A 15,814-nucleotide genomic window follows, 5' to 3' on the forward strand; every position below is an offset into this window, starting at 1 on the left:
AGTGACAGCGACGCGTCCCGAGAAGCCACGAGCCGGCGGTCTCGACAAGCCGCGGCAGAGGCGGGCAGCCACGGATGATCACTCCTCCGCGGTGCTTCCGTCGGTGCTGCTGCTCTGCGGCGCGAGCTCGCAGCACGCGCGCAAGTGGGCGGTCGCGCTGGCCGAGCGCGGCCACCCGGTGATCGCCGCGAGTTGGCTCGGCGCGGAGCCGATCGACGGCGTCGACCTGCGCGTCGCGCCCGGGACCGGCCGGACCCGACACGGGCGGTGGGGTGCGGTCTGGCAGCTCGCCGCCGTCGGCTGGTGGCTACGTCGGCAGGTACGGGAGTCGGACCCCGACGTCCTGCATGTGCATTCGGTGGGGATGGCGGGTCTGCTCTCCCTGTTGGCACCACGGCGACCCGCCCGGGTCATCACGCCCTGGGGCGTCGACCTGCAGTCCGCTCGCCGGTCCCGGGTCCGCCGGTGGGTGGCCCGAGCTGCCCTGCACCGCGCCGACCTCGTCCTGCCCACCGCGGAATCGGTCCGCACGGAGATTCTCCAGCGCTACCGGATACCGGCGAACCGGACCCGTACCGTCTCCTGGGGCGTGGCCGACAACCTGTTCGAGCTGCGGGACACGGTAGACAAGGACGTCGTACGGCGGCAGTTCGGCATCCCGGTCGACGCGACCGTCCTCTTCGCGGCCCGGACGGCCGGCCCCGTCTACCGCACCTCGGAGGTGCTGAGGGCCTTCGCCGGAGTGGCCGCCGCCCGACCCGATCTCCACCTTGTCGTCCTGGCCGGGCACCGTCCCGCCGAGGCGGCAGCGGCTCAGGCACAGCGGAAATGCGTCAGCGAAGCCCACGATCTCGCCGCGAGCCTGCCGGGTCGGGTCACGGTCGTGGACCGGCCTCTGACCCCGGAGGACACGTTCCGACTGATGCGGGCGAGCGAGGTGAGCATCTCGGTTCCCCGCTTCGACCAGCGCAGTTGCACGGTGCTCGAGGCGGCCCTGGCTGGCTGCCGGCTCCTGCTGGCGGATCTACCGCCGTACCACGAGATGGTGGCGGACGGCATGGGGGCCGACATCGTCGTAGGGCCGCTGGAGGCCGCGCTGTCGGAACGTTTCCTGGCCGCCCGTCCGCTGGAGCCCCGACTACAGCAGCAGAACCGACAGTTCATCGAGACCTCGGAGTCCTGGTCGCGCCAGGTCGCCATCGTGCAGGAGTGCTATCAGCGGCTGACGAGCGATCGGGCCGAGCTGCGCGGGAGCGGAGCGGACGGGTGAGGATCGTCTACCTGCACCAGTACTTCCGCACACCGCAGATGTCCGGAGGCACCCGGTCGTACGAGTTCGCCCGGCGTCTCGTGCAACGCGGCCACGAGGTGCACGTGGTGACGAGCGACACCGACTCCGTACCGGACGTCGGGCCGACCTGGCGAACCACCGTGGAAGCGGGCGTCGTGGTGCACTGGGCGGCGGTTCCCTACCGCAACGCGATGTCCTTTCGGGCTCGGATCTCGGCCTTCGGCCAGTTCGCCCGGTTGGCGGCCGCGCGGGCGGCGTCGTTGGAGCAGGACGTCATCTTCGCGACCAGCACGCCGCTGACCATCGCCATACCTGCCGTCTACTCCGCCCGGCGTCGGCGGGTGCCGATGGTGTTGGAGGTGCGCGACCTCTGGCCTGAGGTGCCGATCGCGCTGGGTGCCCTGCGGTCGCCGCTGTTGCGCCGTGCAGCCACGACGCTCGAGGTCTGGGCCTACCGCAACGCCGCTCACGTCGTGGCGCTGTCGCCCGGAATGGCGGCGGGTGTTCGGGCGCGGTGCCCCGGCGCGACGGTGACCGTCGTCCCCAACGGCTGCGACCGCCACCTGTTCGCCGACGCGGACACGGCGGGCCGAGCGTTACGGGATCGCACACCATGGCTGGGCGGCCGGCCTCTGATCCTGTACGCGGGGACGCTCGGCCTCGTCAACGACGTGGGTTACCTGGTCCGGATGGCGGCGACGCTCCGTCGGGACCACCCCGACGTACGGGTGGCTCTCGTCGGGCAGGGCGCGGAGGCAGCGCACGTGCGGGCGTTGGCAGTCGAGTCTGGAGTCCTCGGTCGAAATCTCTTCCTGCTGGACCAGGTGTCGAAGGCCGAGGTGGTGGCGTTCTTCGCCGCCTGCGACCTGGCCGTGTCGACGGTGCGGGACGAACCGGCGCTGCACGCCAACTCGGCCAACAAGGTCTTCGACGGGTGGGCTGCCGGTCGGCCGGTCGCGGTGAACCACGAGGGGTGGATCGCCGACGTCCTGCGGCGTAGCGGCGCCGGACTCGTACTGCCCGCAGGGGATCCCGCCGCAGCCGCGACGCTCGTCGGCGCGTTCGTGACCGATCCGGCGAGGACCGCCGCGGCGCGGGCAGCGGCCCGCGTGGTCGCGGCCACCGAATTCGACCGGGATCTGCTCTTCGAGCGGTTCGAGCAGGTGCTTCAAGAAGCGGCGCGGCAAAGACGGACTATTGACCCGAAAGTCAGGCAAAGTCCGCAAGAAGCCGCAAACCGCTCATAAGCCGATTATTTTGGGTCTGACACATCTCAGGCCATCCGCAGGGGTCCCCAGACGGGCCGCCGCTACCGCAGCAGGAGTTTTCTCATGCAACGCTCGGGGACAAGCCCCACGCGCCCCGGTCGGTCGCGTCGCAACCCCCGTCTGACCGGCGGCTTCCTCGCGGCGGACACTCTGGCCTGGATTGCGGGTTTCGCCATCGCCGCGTGGGCGCGCTTCGAATTCTCGCTCACCGGCCCCGCCCTTGCCCGCGCGATAGGCATGGGTCTGGTCGCCGCGGTGACACACGTCGCGGTGTCCGCCATCCGGCGGACGTACTCCGGCTGGCACCCGGTGGGCAGCGTCGAGGAGATGCAGGGGCTCGCCAACACGGCCCTGATCACCGGGTTCCTCGTACTGGTCGCGCTGGTGCCCATGGCGGCCCGGCCGGTACCCGCGAGCACGCCCCTGGTCGGCGCAGCGATCGCGCTGCTCGTCATGCTCGCCGTCCGGCTGGCCTACCGTAGCCGCAGGGACCGTACGCTGCGCCCGGACGCCGGCCGGGCCGAGCCGGTCCTGCTCTTCGGCGCGGGCTCGGCCGGACAGGGCCTCCTACGGGCCATGCTGAGCGACCCGGCCGGGCAGTTCCTGCCGGTCGGCATGCTGGACGACGACCCGCAGAAGCGCCAACTGTCTCTTGCCGGGGTCCGCATGCTCGGCTCCCGTTACGACATCGACACCGCCGTGCGACGCACCGGAGCGAAACTGGTCATCTTCTCGGCCGCCAACGCCGACTCGAAGCTGATCAACGATGTCCGGGAGAGCACGCTGAAGACCGGGGCCGCGTTCAAGGTCCTCCCCTCCGTACGGGAACTGGTCGACCACCGGATCACGGTCAACGACGTCCGCGACCCGGACATGGCGGACCTGCTGGGACGGCGGCAGGTGACCGGCGACCTCACCAACGCGGAATCGGAGCTGCGCGGACGCCGGATCCTGGTGACCGGTGCGGGCGGATCGATCGGCTCGGAGCTCTGCCGCCAGATCATGCGGGCCGATCCCGGGGAGCTGATGATGCTCGACCGGGACGAGTCGGCCCTGCACGCCCTGCAGTTGTCGCTGTCCGGCCGCGCGATGCTGGACAGCCCCGAGCTGATTCTCGCCGACCTCCGCGACGAGGAGCGGATCCGTCGGGTGGTGGCCGAGCGCCGGCCCGACATCGTCTTCCACGCGGCGGCCCTGAAGCACCTCACGCTGCTCCAGCGACACCCGGGCGAGGCGGTCAAGACGAATGTCTGGGGCACGCAGGCGGTGTTGAACGCGTGTCGCGACGTGGCGAAGTTCGTGAACATCTCGACCGACAAGGCCGCTAACCCGATCAGCGTGCTCGGCTACTCCAAGCGGGTCACCGAACGCTTGACCGCACACGCCGGCGCCGTACACGACGGCACGTTCCTCAGTGTGCGGTTCGGCAACGTGCTGTCCAGCCGCGGCTCAGTGGTCACGGCGTTCCGGGCACAGATCGAGGCCGGACTGCCGATCACGGTCACCCATCCCGACGTCACGCGCTATCTGATGACCGTGCAGGAGGCGGTCCACCTGGTGCTCCAGGCCGCCGGCATCGGCCGCGACGGCGAGGCGCTCGTCCTCGACATGGGCGAGCCGGTACGGATCGACGACATCGCCCGCCAGTTGGCTGCCCAGGCACCCGGGCCGGTCCAGATCGTCTACACCGGGCTGCGGCCGGGCGAGAAACTCCACGAGGACCTCATCAACGCCGGCGAACAGGACGTCCGCCCGCTGCACCCGCTCATCTCCCACGTGACAGTGCCTCCACTCGACCCGGCCGAGATCACCACACTCGACCCGTTCGACGACCCGGAGAAGATCATCGATCGACTCGCCTGGTTGTGCGGTCAACCCCAGGGCGTCGCTCGGCGATCCGCGGTGGCGATCGCCCCGACGCCCCGCGCGAGCTGACCCCCGCGGAACGCGCAGCCCGGCCATCACCGGTGGCACCGACGCCGACACGGTCAGCGACCTGACACCCATCGAACTATTGACATCATTTACGCCAGCCCGAAGGCTCGCGCCTACAGGTCCTTCCCCCAAGGAGGCGCGATGAGACCGAGACGACTGGCGATCGCTGGCGTGGTCACCCTGGTCAGCGCACTGGCGCTGACCGCACCGGCGAGCGCACGGCCACCGTCCGACCCGGGCGGTCGTGACGGTCTCGAGGTGTACGTCGGCACGCTCGACGCGAAGCAACTCGGCCAGCTCCGCGCCGCCGGAGTCGACCTCGGCCACGACGCCGTGACCGACGCGGGTGGGCAGACCCAGGTCGAGACGGTGCTCAGCCGTCGGCAGGCCAAGCGACTGACCGGCCAGGGCGTACCCCTGACGGTCAAGAAGGTGCGCGGCAAGGACGCGTCGCAGGCGCTGCGCGAGCAGACGGCGGCCGGCTGGTCGGCGTTCCGCTCCTACAGCGAGCCCGGCGGCCTCCGCGACGAGATCACCGCCACCGTCGCGCGCCACCCGGGCCTGGCCAAGCTCGAGACGATCGGTCGGACCCAGCAGGGCAAGCCGATCCTCGCCGTCAAGGTCACCAAGAACGCCCGTACGGTGCCGGACGGCCGCCGCCCCGCGGTGCTCTACGGCAGCGCCCAGCACGCCCGCGAGTGGATCACGCCGGAGATGACCCGTCGGCTCATGCACCACGTGCTCGACAACTACGGCAGGGACAAGGCGATCACCCGCCTGCTGGACCGGACCGAGCTGTGGTTCCTGCCGGTGGCCAACCCCGACGGCTACGACCACACCTTCACCCCCGGCAACCGGCTGTGGCGCAAGAACCTGCGCGACAACGACGGTGACGGGCAGATCACCACCGTCGACGGTGTCGACCTGAACCGCAACTTCAGCTACAAGTGGGGGTACGACAACGAGGGCTCCTCGCCCGAGCCCAACAGCGAGACCTACCGCGGCCCGGCGCCCAACTCGGAGCCGGAGACCAAGGCTCTGGACCGACTGTTCCAACGGGTCGGCTTCGAGTTCTTCGTCAACTACCACTCGGCGGCGCAGTTGCTGCTCTACGGCGTCGGCTGGCAGGTCAGCACCCCCACGCCGGACGACGTGATCTACCAGGCGATGGCCGGTGACGACGCGCACCCGGCGGTGCCCGGCTACGACCCGGACATCTCCGCCGAGCTGTACACCACCAACGGTGACACCGACAGCCACGCCACGGTCCGCTACGGCACGCTGGGCTTCACCCCGGAGATGTCGACCTGCGCCTCGGCGTCGGGTGTCGACCCGGACGACGAGTGGCGTCCAGAGGACTGCATCAGCGACTTCATCTTCCCCGACGACGAGGGCCTGATCGCCGGCGAGGTGGCCAAGAACCTGCCGTTCGCGCTGGCGGTGGCGACGTCGGCGGCCGACCCGGACGACCCGGTGTCGGTGGTCGGCCGCAGCACCCCGGACTTCGTGGTCGACACGTTCGACACCTCGTACGGGCGCACCCAGCAGGTCGCCTCGATCACCCGCCGGGCGCTCAAGAACGTCCGGATGCACTACACCGTCAACGGCGGCCGGCCGAAGACCAGCACCGTCCGCGAGTGGCGCGGCGGTGAGCGGTACGGCGACACCGGCGACGACTACTACGCCGAGCTGCGCGGCACCGTCACCGGCACAAGGCCGGGTGACCGCGTCGAGGTGTGGTTCACCGGGGTGAAGCCCCGCTCCGGCCCGGTGGCCAGCGCGCACTTCACCTACCGGGTGCACGACGACATCGGCGGCGACGTGCTGGTCCTCGCCGTGGAGGACGTCACCGGGCTGAGCCCGGCACAGACCGGCGGCACCGCGAAGTACGCCGACGAGGTCGCCACGTCGCTGGCTCGGGCCGGCCGCAGCAGCGACGTGTACGACTTCGACGCCCGAGGCCGCAAGGCCCCACACCCGCTGGGGGTGCTGTCGCACTACCGGGCGGTGGTCTGGGAGACCGGCGACGACGTGATCCTGCGCTCCCCCGGCCAGGTCCCCGGCACCACTGCCCGGGCCGCGCTGGACACCGAACTGGCCGTCCGGGACTACCTCAACGAGGGCGGCAAGCTGCTGGTCAGCGGCAAGAACGCGCTGCTGGCACAGGGCGCCAACGGCTCGTACGTCTACCACCCCGACGCGCCGCCGGAGTGCACCGACGCCGACGACGCCACCTGCCTGCCGTTGTTGAACGACTTCCAGCAGTACTGGCTGGGCGCCTTCACCTACGTGGGCGACGGCGGCACCTCGCCGGAGGGTGAGCCGTACCCGGTCGCCGGCGACGGCCCCGGGTTCACCGGGTTCAGCGGGCAGCTCAACGCCCCCGGGTCGGCGCAGAACCAGGATCACACGGCCTCGTTCCTGACCACCTCGACGTTCCTGCCGCCGGACCAGTTCCCCCAGTTCGCCAGCTCCGCGCCGGTGGGCTGGACCCGCCCGGGCAGTGCACCGTTCGACCCGCGCACCGGGGACTGGTACCTGTACAGCGGGCAGGCGGACGAGTCGTACAAGCGGCTCACCCGCACCGTCGACCTGACCGGGGCGAGCAGCGGTGAACTGCGCTTCTTCACCTCGTACGACCTGGAGGAGAACTGGGACTTCCTCTTCGTCGAGGCGCACGAGGTGGGCACCGACGCCTGGACGACCCTGCCGGACGTCAACGGCAAGACCGGCACGGTCACCGGGGACAGCTGCGCCGGTGACTGGGACGAGCTGCACCCGTTCATCAGCCACTACCAGGGTGCGGACTGCTCGCCGACCGGTAGCACCGGTAGCTGGAACGCGGCGACCGGCGCCTCCGGCGGGTGGAAGGAGTTCGTGGTCGACCTGTCCGGCTACGCCGGCAAGCAGGTCGAGCTGTCGATCTCGTACGCCTCGGACTGGGGCACCCAGGGCCTCGGCGTCTTCCTGGACGACGCCCGGGTGCTCGTGAACGGGGCCGCCGTGGCGGACACCTCGTTCGAGTCGGCCGATCTGGGCGGCTGGACGGTGGCCGGTCCACCGGCCGGCTCCGGCGGCAACTCCAACGACTGGGCGCGTAGCCAGCAGGCGTTCGAGGAGGGCTCGGTGGTGGTCACCAAGGACACCGTCTACCTGGGCTTCGGGCTGGAGGGCCTGGCTCCGGCGGCCCGCGACGACCTGGTCGCCCGTTCGCTGACCCACCTCACCGGCCGGCCCCGCCGCTGAGGTGGCACGGGGGTGCGCCGGCGGTCCCCGGACCGTCGGCGCACCTTCGCTGTACACCCGGCGCGGCCGACCCTGATGTGATGAGCTGTACGGGTGTCGGGGCGGGGAATGGGACTGGTGCTGCACCCCACCCGGGATGTCACCGAGGTGGTCGCGATCATCGAACGGTGGGCGGCACGCCACCACAAGACGCTGTACGTGCGCGCGCAGGACAGGCACCGCGTGCCGGCCAGCGTCGAGGCGGTGCCGGAGAACGAGGTGGCCGTCCGTGCCCACGCGTTGATCAGCATCGGCGGTGACGGCACCATGTTGGGTGCCCTGCGCTCCGCCGTCCTCGACCCGAAGCCGGTGCTCGGCGTCCACCTGGGTCGGCTCGGTTTCCTGGTCGAGATCGAGCCTCCGGCGCTGCCCGAGGCGCTGAGCCGTCTGCTCTCGAAGGACTTCACCATCGAGTCGCACGCCTGTCTCGCCTGCGACGTGTGCGGCGACGACGTGGTGGCGTTCAACGACATCGCGCTGGTCCGCCAGCCCGGCTCCGGCTTCGTCACCGCCACTCTCGCGATCGACGGCCAGCGGTACGGCTATTACCGCGCCGACGCGGTGGTGGTCAGCACGCCAACCGGCTCGACGGCGTACAGCTATGCCGCCGGCGGTCCGCTGATCTCTCCGGCGGCCGACGCGGTGGTCGTGACCCCGTCGGCGCCGATGGCCGGCATCTCCCGGTCGATCGTGCTCTCGCCGAACGAGAAGATCCAGTTGGAGCTGGAGCCCCACTCGTCGGCGGTGGTGGTCGAGATGGACGGGGTGGTGTTCCGGGATTCGGCGAGCGAGGGGACCGTGGACATCAGCTACCGCCGCAACGCCGGCCTGGTGGTGCGCTTCGACCCGCTGCGGCACCAGGAACGCAACCAGCTCAAGATGAGCCTCCTGGACCTACCCTTCCTCCCCGACCAACTCCGCGAACTCCTCCCCGACGAGCTTCGCGGCCGCGACAACCAACGGGAGATCCCACCCCGCTGCTAGCCCTTCGGGGCGGTCAGGCCTGGGCTAGGACATCGTCCACCAGGTCTTTCGCTTCTTTCTGGATCTGCTGGAGGTGGTCGGGGCCTCGGAAGGACTCGGCGTAGATCTTGTAGACGTCCTCGGTGCCGGACGGTCGCGCGGCGAACCAGCCGGACTCGGTGGTGACCTTGAGGCCGCCGATCGGCGCGTCGTTGCCAGGTGCCCTGGTCAGCGTCGCGGTGATCGGCTCACCAGCCAGCTCGGTGGCCGTGACCTGCTCCGGGGAGAGCTTGCCGAGCACCGCCTTCTGCTCCCGGCTGGCCGGGGCGTCGATCCGGGCGTACGCCGGCGCGCCGAACCGCTCGGCCAGCTCCGTCCAGTGCTCGCTGGGGCTACGACCGGTGCTGGCCAGGATCTCGGCGGCGAGCAGGCACAGCAGGATGCCGTCCTTGTCGGTGGTCCAGGTGGAGCCGTCGCGGCGCAGGAACGACGCGCCGGCGCTCTCCTCGCCGCCGAAGCCGACCGACCCGTCCAGCAGGCCGGGCACGAACCACTTGAAGCCGACCGGCACCTCCAGCAGCGGCCGGCCCAGGTCGGCGGCGACCCGGTCGATCATCGACGAGGAGACCAGCGTCTTGCCCACCGCGGCGGCCGGACCCCAGCTCGTGCGGGTACGGAAAAGGTGGCTGATCGCCACCGCCAGGTAGTGGTTGGGGTTCATGAGGCCGGCGTCCGGGGTGACGATGCCGTGCCGGTCGGCGTCGGCGTCGTTTCCGGTGGAGATCTGGAACGCGGCGCGGGCCGCGATCAGCGACGCCATCGCGTTCGGCGAGGAGCAGTCCATCCGGATCTTGCCGTCGCCGTCCAGGGTCATGAACCGCCAGGTCGGGTCGACCGTCGGGTTGACCACGGTCAGATCCAGCCGGTGCCGCTCGGCGATCTCGCCCCAGTACGCCACGCTCGCCCCGCCCAGCGGGTCCGCGCCGATCCGGACTCCTGCGTCCCGGATCACGTCGATGTCGATGGCGGCCGGCAGGTCGTCGACGTAGGTGGCGAGGAAGTCGTACTCCCCGGTGGTGTCGGCGGCGCGGGCCCGGGCGTAGGTGACCCGGCGGACCTCCTTGAGCCCGGCGGCCAGGATCGCGTTGGCCCGGTCCTGGATCCACCGGGTGACGTCGGTGTCGGCCGGCCCGCCGTTGGTGGGGTTGTACTTGAAGCCACCGTCGTCCGGCGGGTTGTGCGACGGGGTGATCACGATGCCGTCGGCGAGCCCGCTGGTGCGCCCCCGGTTGTGGGTGAGGATCGCGTGCGAGAGCGCCGGGGTGGGGGTGTAGCCGTCGCGGCTGTCCACCAGCACGGTCACCCCGTTGGCGGCCAGCACCTCCAGAGCGTCCACCGCGGCCGGGGCGGAGAGCGCGTGCGTGTCCCGGGCGAGGAAGAGCGGGCCGTCGAGGCCCTGCTCCCGCCGGTAGTCGCAGAGCGCCTGGGTGACCGCCAGGATGTGGTCGGAGTTGAACGCGTTGCGCAGGCTGGAGCCCCGGTGGCCGGAGGTGCCGAAGGAGACCTGCTGCGCCGGGTCCGCTGGGTCCGGATGCTCGGCGTAGTAGGCGGTCACCAGGCGCGGCACGTCGACCAGGTCGGCGGGCTCGGCTGGCTGGCCGGCACGGGGGTGGGTCACTGCGGGATCCTCCTCGGGAAGTACGGGTCGGTCACAGCTCGACCTTCTGGCCCTTGCCGATCACCACGATGCCGTTGTCGGAGACGGTGTAGCGCTGCCGGTCCTTCTCCAGGTCGACGCCGATCTCCGCGCCCTCCGGCACGAAAACGTTCTTGTCCAGGATGGCTCGCCGGACCACCGCGTGCCGGCCGATTTCGACACCCTCCATCAGCACGGAGCTGTCGACGTGCGCCCAGGAGTGCACCCGCACCTTCGGCGAGACGATCGAGTTCTCCACCAGCGAGCCGGAGATCACCACACCCGGGGAGACCATCGAACCGACCGCGCGGCCGACCCGTTCGCCCCACTGGTGGACGAACTTCGCGGGCGGCCACGGCGGCTGCTCGGTGTAGATCGGCCACTCGAAGTTGTACATGTTGAACACGGGGTGCACGTTGATCAGATCCATGTGCGCGTCGTAGAACGAGTCGAGCGTCCCCACGTCCCGCCAGTAGCCGCGGTCCCGGTCGGTGCTCCCCGGCACCTCGTTGTCGCGGAAGTCGTAGACGTTGGCCTCGCCCCGCTCGACGAGCATCGGGATGATGCTGCCGCCCATGTCGTGCTTGCTGGTCTTGTCCTCCGCGTCGCGCTCCACGGCCTCGCAGAGCGCCCGGGTGGTGAAGACGTAGTTGCCCATCGAGGCGTAGATCTCGTCCGGCGCGTCCGGCAGGCCGACCGCGTCGGTGGGCTTCTCGCGGAACGCCCGGATCCGCTTGCCGTCGTCGCCGACCTCGATGACGCCGAACTGGTCGGCCATCGAGAGCGGCTGGCGGATGCCCGCGACGGTCACCGCGGCGCCGGAGGCGATGTGGTCCTCCACCATCTGCCGCGGGTCCATCCGGTAGATGTGGTCGGCACCGAAGACGATCACGTAGTCGGGCTGCTCGTCGTTGATCAGGTTGAAGCTCTGGTAGATGGCGTCGGCGGAACCGGCGAACCACCAGGGGCCACGACGCTGCTGCGCCGGCACCGGGGTCACGTAGTTGCCGAGCAGCGTGGACATCCGCCAGGTCTTGGTGATGTGCCGGTCGAGCGAGTGGGATTTGTACTGGGTCAACACGACGATCTTGAGAAAGCCCGCGTTGGCCAGGTTGGAGAGGACGAAGTCGACCATGCGGTACATCCCGCCGAACGGGACGGCCGGCTTGGCCCGATCCGTGGTGAGTGGCATCAGGCGCTTGCCCTCCCCACCCGCCAGGACGATCGCGAGCACCTTGGCAGCCATGCCCCGACGCTATCCACCCGCGTCCCACTTCACCACTCGGACGGGGACACTTCTGCACTAGGGTGCGCACATGACCGACTCCTCCCCGGCCACCGCACCCCTGCGCGTCGATCTGCTCACCCGTGAGTATCCGCCGGAGGTTTACGGCGGCGCGGGCGTACACGTGGAATATCTGGCCCGGGAGCTGCGCCGACTCGCCGACGTCCGGGTGCACTGCTTCGGCCTGCCGCGCACCGAGCCCGGTGTCACCGCGTACCCCGAACCGCCCGGCCTGACCGGCGCGAACGCCGCGCTGCGCACGATGGGCGTCGACCTGGAGATGGCCGCCGCCGCAGCCGGCGCCGACGTGGTGCACAGCCACACCTGGTACGCCAACCTGGCCGGACACACCGCGAAGCTGCTGCACGGGGTGCCGCACGTGGTGACCGCGCACAGCCTGGAGCCGCTGCGGCCGTGGAAGGCCGAGCAGCTCGGCGGCGGCTACGCGCTCTCCTCCTGGATCGAGCGCACCGCGATGGAGGCCGCCGACGCGGTGATCGCGGTCAGTGGCGGGATGCGCAACGACGTGCTGACCGCCTACCCGCAGATCGACCCCGACCGGGTCCGGGTGGTCTACAACGGCATCGACACCATCGAGTACGCCCCGGACGGCGGCACCGACGTGCTGGACCGGCTCGGCATCGACCCGACCCGGCCCAGCGTCGCGTACGTGGGAAGGATCACTCGACAGAAGGGTCTGCCCTACCTGTTGCGCGCCGCCCGGGAGCTGCCGGCCGACACCCAACTGGTGCTGCTCGCCGGCGCTCCGGACACTCCGGAGATCGCCGCCGAGGTGGAGGGCCTCGTCGCCGAGCTGCGGGCCAACCGCTCCGGGGTGGTCTGGGTGGCCGAGATGCTGCCGAAGCCCGAGGTGATCCAGGTGCTCACGCACGCCACCGTCTTCGCCTGCCCCTCCGTGTACGAGCCGATGGGCATCGTCAACCTGGAGGCGATGGCCTGCGAGACCGCCGTCGTCGCGACCGCCACCGGCGGCATCCCCGAGGTGGTGGCCGACGGCGAGACGGGCCTGCTGGTGCCGATCGAGCAGGCCACCGACGGCTCCGGGACGCCGTTGCAACCGGAGAAGTTCGTCGCCGACCTGGCCGCGGCACTCAACGAGCTGCTCGCCGACCCGGGCCGCACCTCCGAGTTCGGCCTGGCTGGGCGGCGCCGCGCGGTGGAGCACTTCTCCTGGGACGCCATCGCGCGGCAGACCCTGGACATCTACCGTTCGGTCGGCGCGGCCCTCGGCCCGCGCTGAGGGGCGTGCGGTACGCCGAGCCTGAAGCGGAGATCCTCCAAGCGGTCGGCGAGCGGTGCCGCTAAGGGGTGACCTCAGATCGCCGTTCCAGGGGGCGACTTGAGCATCGACGCCGCCTCGGCGAGGTCTCCACCCTGCCCGTTGCGCAGCGCGCTGGCCGCCAGGCGAATGAGGTCGATGTTGACCCCCGCGGCACCGCTCGGGTCGTGCACGGTCAGCTTCACGTCCAGGCTCACCGCCGTCTCGCCCCAGCCCTTCGCCTCGAGGTTGAGGTGCGCCACCTTCCGCGACCCCAGGTGCGGCAGGTAGCCGAGGGGCGCCAACTCGACCTTGTCGGCCGTCGACAACGCGTTGAGCTTGGACTGCTTCTTGGAGTTCGGGTTCTCGACCAGGTTGCGGAAGTCTTCGGTACCCCCCAGGTTGACCTGGTACGAACTCACCAGGGTGAGGCCACGCTCCTCCAGCAGCCGCAGCAGCGCCCTGTGCACCACGGAGGTGCCGAACTGGCTGGCCAGGTCATCACCGACCAGCGGCAGACCGGCGGCCTCGAATCTCTCGATCAGCTCTGGATCGCGGGCTACCGGGTCGGCGGTGGTGTTGATGAAGGCGACGCCCGCCCGGTGGGCGGCCTCGGCGTACGCCCGGGCGGTCGCCGGCCGGCCACTCGGCGCCGAGTAGAGCAGCACCTCCGCCCCGGCCAGTGCCGCCGCCACCCGATCCACCTCGCTCGCGTCGACGAGCCCCCTGGTTACCGGGACACCTGCCGTGGGCAGCTCGCAGTCGAGCCGCGGGAAGTTGTTGGGCGGCAGGAAGATCGCCTCGGTCAGGTCCCTGCCGATCTTCTCGTCGGAGGTGGCGAAGGCCGCCACGAAGTCGATGTCGCCCACCCCGAGCCCGTCGACCTCCTGCCTGCGGATGCCCACCAGGCTGCCGGTCTGGCGGTACAGGGCGATCCCCTGCACCAACGCCGAGGTGTTGTTGCCGACACCCACCACCGCGACTCGCACCCGTTCGATCATGGGCGGGAGGCTACGCCAGTCAGCCCATTCGGTGGGGCGTCGAGCCGCCCCCGGCCAGCACGAACGTTGGCGCCGAAAGTTGTCGTACACCTGTTCTAGTCTTTGTTGGTGATCGATGCGTTGGCGCAGGCAGAGGCCGCAGTTGCGGTCTGCACCGACGCGGCCACCTGGGCCACCACCGAGCACGACCTCATCGCCGCGTTGGATGCCGCGCACCGCATCGAGCAACGCGTGGCCGCGGTCAAGCTGACCCTCGTGCGGGAGTTGGACGGTCGAGGCACCGCGACCGCGCAGGGCGCGTCCTCCACGGCAGTGTGGTTGCGTGACCGGCTGCGTCTCGGGGTCGGTGCGGCCCGCCGTCTGGTCGAGCTCGCCGCGATGCTCGACAGCGCTCCGGCCGGGGTGCGCGACGCGTTGGCCGGCGGGGCCGTCACTGTCGACCAGGTCCGGGTCATCGCCGAGACGGCCGAAACCGTGCACGCCACCGCCGGGGCGGAGGCCGCCGACAAGGCCGTCGGTGTCCTCGTCGGCTGGGCGGCGCAGTTCGACGCCGCCCTGTTACGCAAGCTCGGCACCCGGATCCTCGACCACGTCGCCCCGGAGGTCGCCGAGGCCGCGGCGCTGGCAGCGTTGCAGGCGGAGGAGTCGCGGGCCGCCCGAGACCGGCAGGTCACCATCAGCGAGCAGCCCGGCGGTCACCTGCGCCTCACCGGCACCCTCGACACCGAAGCCGCAGCCCTCCTCCGCGCCGCCCTCGACCCGCTCACCACACCCGCCGGGCCCGACGACACCCGCACTCCCGGGCAACGCCGCCACGACGCCCTCGCCGACGTGTGCCGCCTCGCCCTGCGCACCGGCGAGCTTCCCGAACACGCCGGCGACCCCACCCAACTCGTCGTCACCACCAGCTACGACACCCTGCGCCGAGACCTCGACGCGGGCACCTTCGACACCGGCGGGCATCTCAGCGCCGACGCGGTGCGCCGCCTGGCCTGCGACGCACGCGTCCTGCCCGCCATCCTGGGGGGCGCCGGTCAGGTCCTCGACGTCGGCCGGCAACGCCGACTCATCACCGGCCCGCTACGCCGCGCGCTGGTGCTGCGCGACCGCGGCTGCGCCTTCCCCGGCTGCGACCGCCCACCCCGCTGGTGCGACGCCCACCACATCAAGCACTGGGCCGACGGTGGCCCCACCAGCCTCGACAACGCGGTGCTCCTCTGCGGCCACCACCACCGACACGTCCACCACAGCGACTGGGCCGTCCACCTCGGCGCCGACGGCCACCCCGAATTCGTGCCTCCCGCCTGGCTCGACCCCGACCAACTCCCCCGCCGCAACCACTACCACCGGCGCAGATAGCCACGAGTCGGCAACCAACGCCACCGCCGGAACGGCGCTCCCACCCACGGCCCAAACCGGGTCGAGGAGGTGCCCGACCGGCCCAGAAAAGTCGTGCGACTCCGCGCGGCGTCCTCCAGCTCGGCGAAAGGCTGCGCGGCTCGGCGAAAGGCTGCCCGGCTCCGCGAGAGACTGCCCGGCTCCGCGAGAGACTGCCCGGCTCCGCGAGAGACTGCCCGGCTCCGCGAGCCGTTGTGCAGCTTTGCGCGGCGTCGGTGGCGCTCGGGCCCATAGTGGCGCTGCTCACCCGACACATCCCGGACGCCTAGCTGCCGCACGGCCGGCTCGTGCCGCGGGACGCGCGGTCAGGTGACATGGAGAGTCGCCGCGAGCATGCACGGCATGTCACTCCGGGTGCGAGGATCGGATCGCTGACGAGAGGTGGCACCGCCATGCCGCAAGCACCGCTGTAG

10 protein-coding genes are annotated in these 15,814 nt (G+C 70.9%); 7 read left to right on the forward strand and 3 right to left on the reverse strand.

What is annotated here, in order from left to right; translation table 11 throughout:
- Position 1 precedes the first annotated feature (1 nt).
- From V6V47_RS12545 to V6V47_RS12565, 5 genes are all read left to right on the forward strand, one after another.
- Entirely contained in the window at positions 2-1,270 is a 1,269-nt protein-coding gene (locus V6V47_RS12545) for a glycosyltransferase family 4 protein (protein WP_334628329.1), read from the forward strand.
- On the forward strand, positions 1,267-2,538 hold the full coding sequence (locus V6V47_RS12550) for a glycosyltransferase family 4 protein (RefSeq protein ID WP_334628330.1): 1,272 nt from the start codon (positions 1,267-1,269) through the stop codon (positions 2,536-2,538). The genes V6V47_RS12545 and V6V47_RS12550 overlap by 4 nt, the downstream gene beginning before the upstream one ends.
- Before the next feature lie 276 nt (positions 2,539-2,814).
- Positions 2,815-4,494, forward strand: coding sequence for a nucleoside-diphosphate sugar epimerase/dehydratase (locus V6V47_RS12555; RefSeq protein WP_334628331.1), 1,680 nt, complete (start codon positions 2,815-2,817; stop codon positions 4,492-4,494).
- Positions 4,495-4,635: 141 nt separating this feature from the next.
- Entirely contained in the window at positions 4,636-7,740 is a 3,105-nt protein-coding gene (locus V6V47_RS12560) for a M14 family metallopeptidase (protein WP_334628332.1), read from the forward strand.
- Between the two features lie 108 nt (positions 7,741-7,848).
- Positions 7,849-8,763 carry an NAD(+)/NADH kinase gene (locus V6V47_RS12565; protein ID WP_334628375.1) on the forward strand — a complete coding sequence of 305 codons (915 nt, stop codon included), beginning with the start codon at positions 7,849-7,851 and terminating at the stop codon, positions 8,761-8,763.
- Between the two features lie 13 nt (positions 8,764-8,776).
- Here the strand turns inward: V6V47_RS12565 and pgm are convergent, their stop codons facing one another.
- Together pgm and glgC are read right to left on the reverse strand one after the other, a co-directional pair.
- Entirely contained in the window at positions 8,777-10,420 is a 1,644-nt protein-coding gene (pgm, locus tag V6V47_RS12570; RefSeq protein ID WP_334628333.1) for a phosphoglucomutase (alpha-D-glucose-1,6-bisphosphate-dependent), read from the reverse strand.
- A gap of 31 nt (positions 10,421-10,451) precedes the next feature.
- Positions 10,452-11,684 (reverse strand): glucose-1-phosphate adenylyltransferase, encoded by a 1,233-nt coding sequence (gene glgC, locus V6V47_RS12575; RefSeq protein ID WP_334628334.1) that lies wholly within the window; start codon positions 11,682-11,684, stop codon positions 10,452-10,454.
- Positions 11,685-11,754: 70 nt separating this feature from the next.
- On the opposite strand from glgC, the gene glgA reads away from it, so the two are divergent.
- Positions 11,755-12,984 (forward strand): glycogen synthase, encoded by a 1,230-nt coding sequence (glgA, locus tag V6V47_RS12580; RefSeq protein ID WP_334628335.1) that lies wholly within the window; start codon positions 11,755-11,757, stop codon positions 12,982-12,984.
- A 74-nt stretch (positions 12,985-13,058) separates the two neighbouring features.
- On the opposite strand, the gene V6V47_RS12585 is transcribed toward glgA, so the two are convergent.
- On the reverse strand, positions 13,059-14,003 hold the full coding sequence (locus V6V47_RS12585) for an inositol-3-phosphate synthase (RefSeq protein ID WP_334628336.1): 945 nt from the start codon (positions 14,001-14,003) through the stop codon (positions 13,059-13,061).
- A 108-nt stretch (positions 14,004-14,111) separates the two neighbouring features.
- On the opposite strand from V6V47_RS12585, the gene V6V47_RS12590 reads away from it, so the two are divergent.
- Positions 14,112-15,362 carry an HNH endonuclease signature motif containing protein gene (locus V6V47_RS12590; protein WP_334628337.1) on the forward strand — a complete coding sequence of 417 codons (1,251 nt, stop codon included), beginning with the start codon at positions 14,112-14,114 and terminating at the stop codon, positions 15,360-15,362.
- The last annotated feature ends 452 nt before the right edge of the window (positions 15,363-15,814 follow it).

Source organism: Micromonospora sp. CPCC 205539, assembly GCF_036906815.1.
In the GTDB taxonomy this organism is placed as follows: Bacteria; Actinomycetota; Actinomycetes; order Mycobacteriales; family Micromonosporaceae; genus Micromonospora.

Coding starts and splice junctions, on each gene's coding strand:
- V6V47_RS12560 (WP_334628332.1), top strand. CDS start 4,636: ATGAGACCGAGACGACTGGCGATCGCTGGCGTGGTCACCCTGGTCAGC.
- V6V47_RS12565 (WP_334628375.1), top strand. CDS start 7,849: ATGGGACTGGTGCTGCACCCCACCCGGGATGTCACCGAGGTGGTCGCG.
- glgC (WP_334628334.1), bottom strand. CDS start 11,684: ATGGCTGCCAAGGTGCTCGCGATCGTCCTGGCGGGTGGGGAGGGCAAG.
- glgA (WP_334628335.1), top strand. CDS start 11,755: ATGACCGACTCCTCCCCGGCCACCGCACCCCTGCGCGTCGATCTGCTC.
- V6V47_RS12585 (WP_334628336.1), bottom strand. CDS start 14,003: ATGATCGAACGGGTGCGAGTCGCGGTGGTGGGTGTCGGCAACAACACC.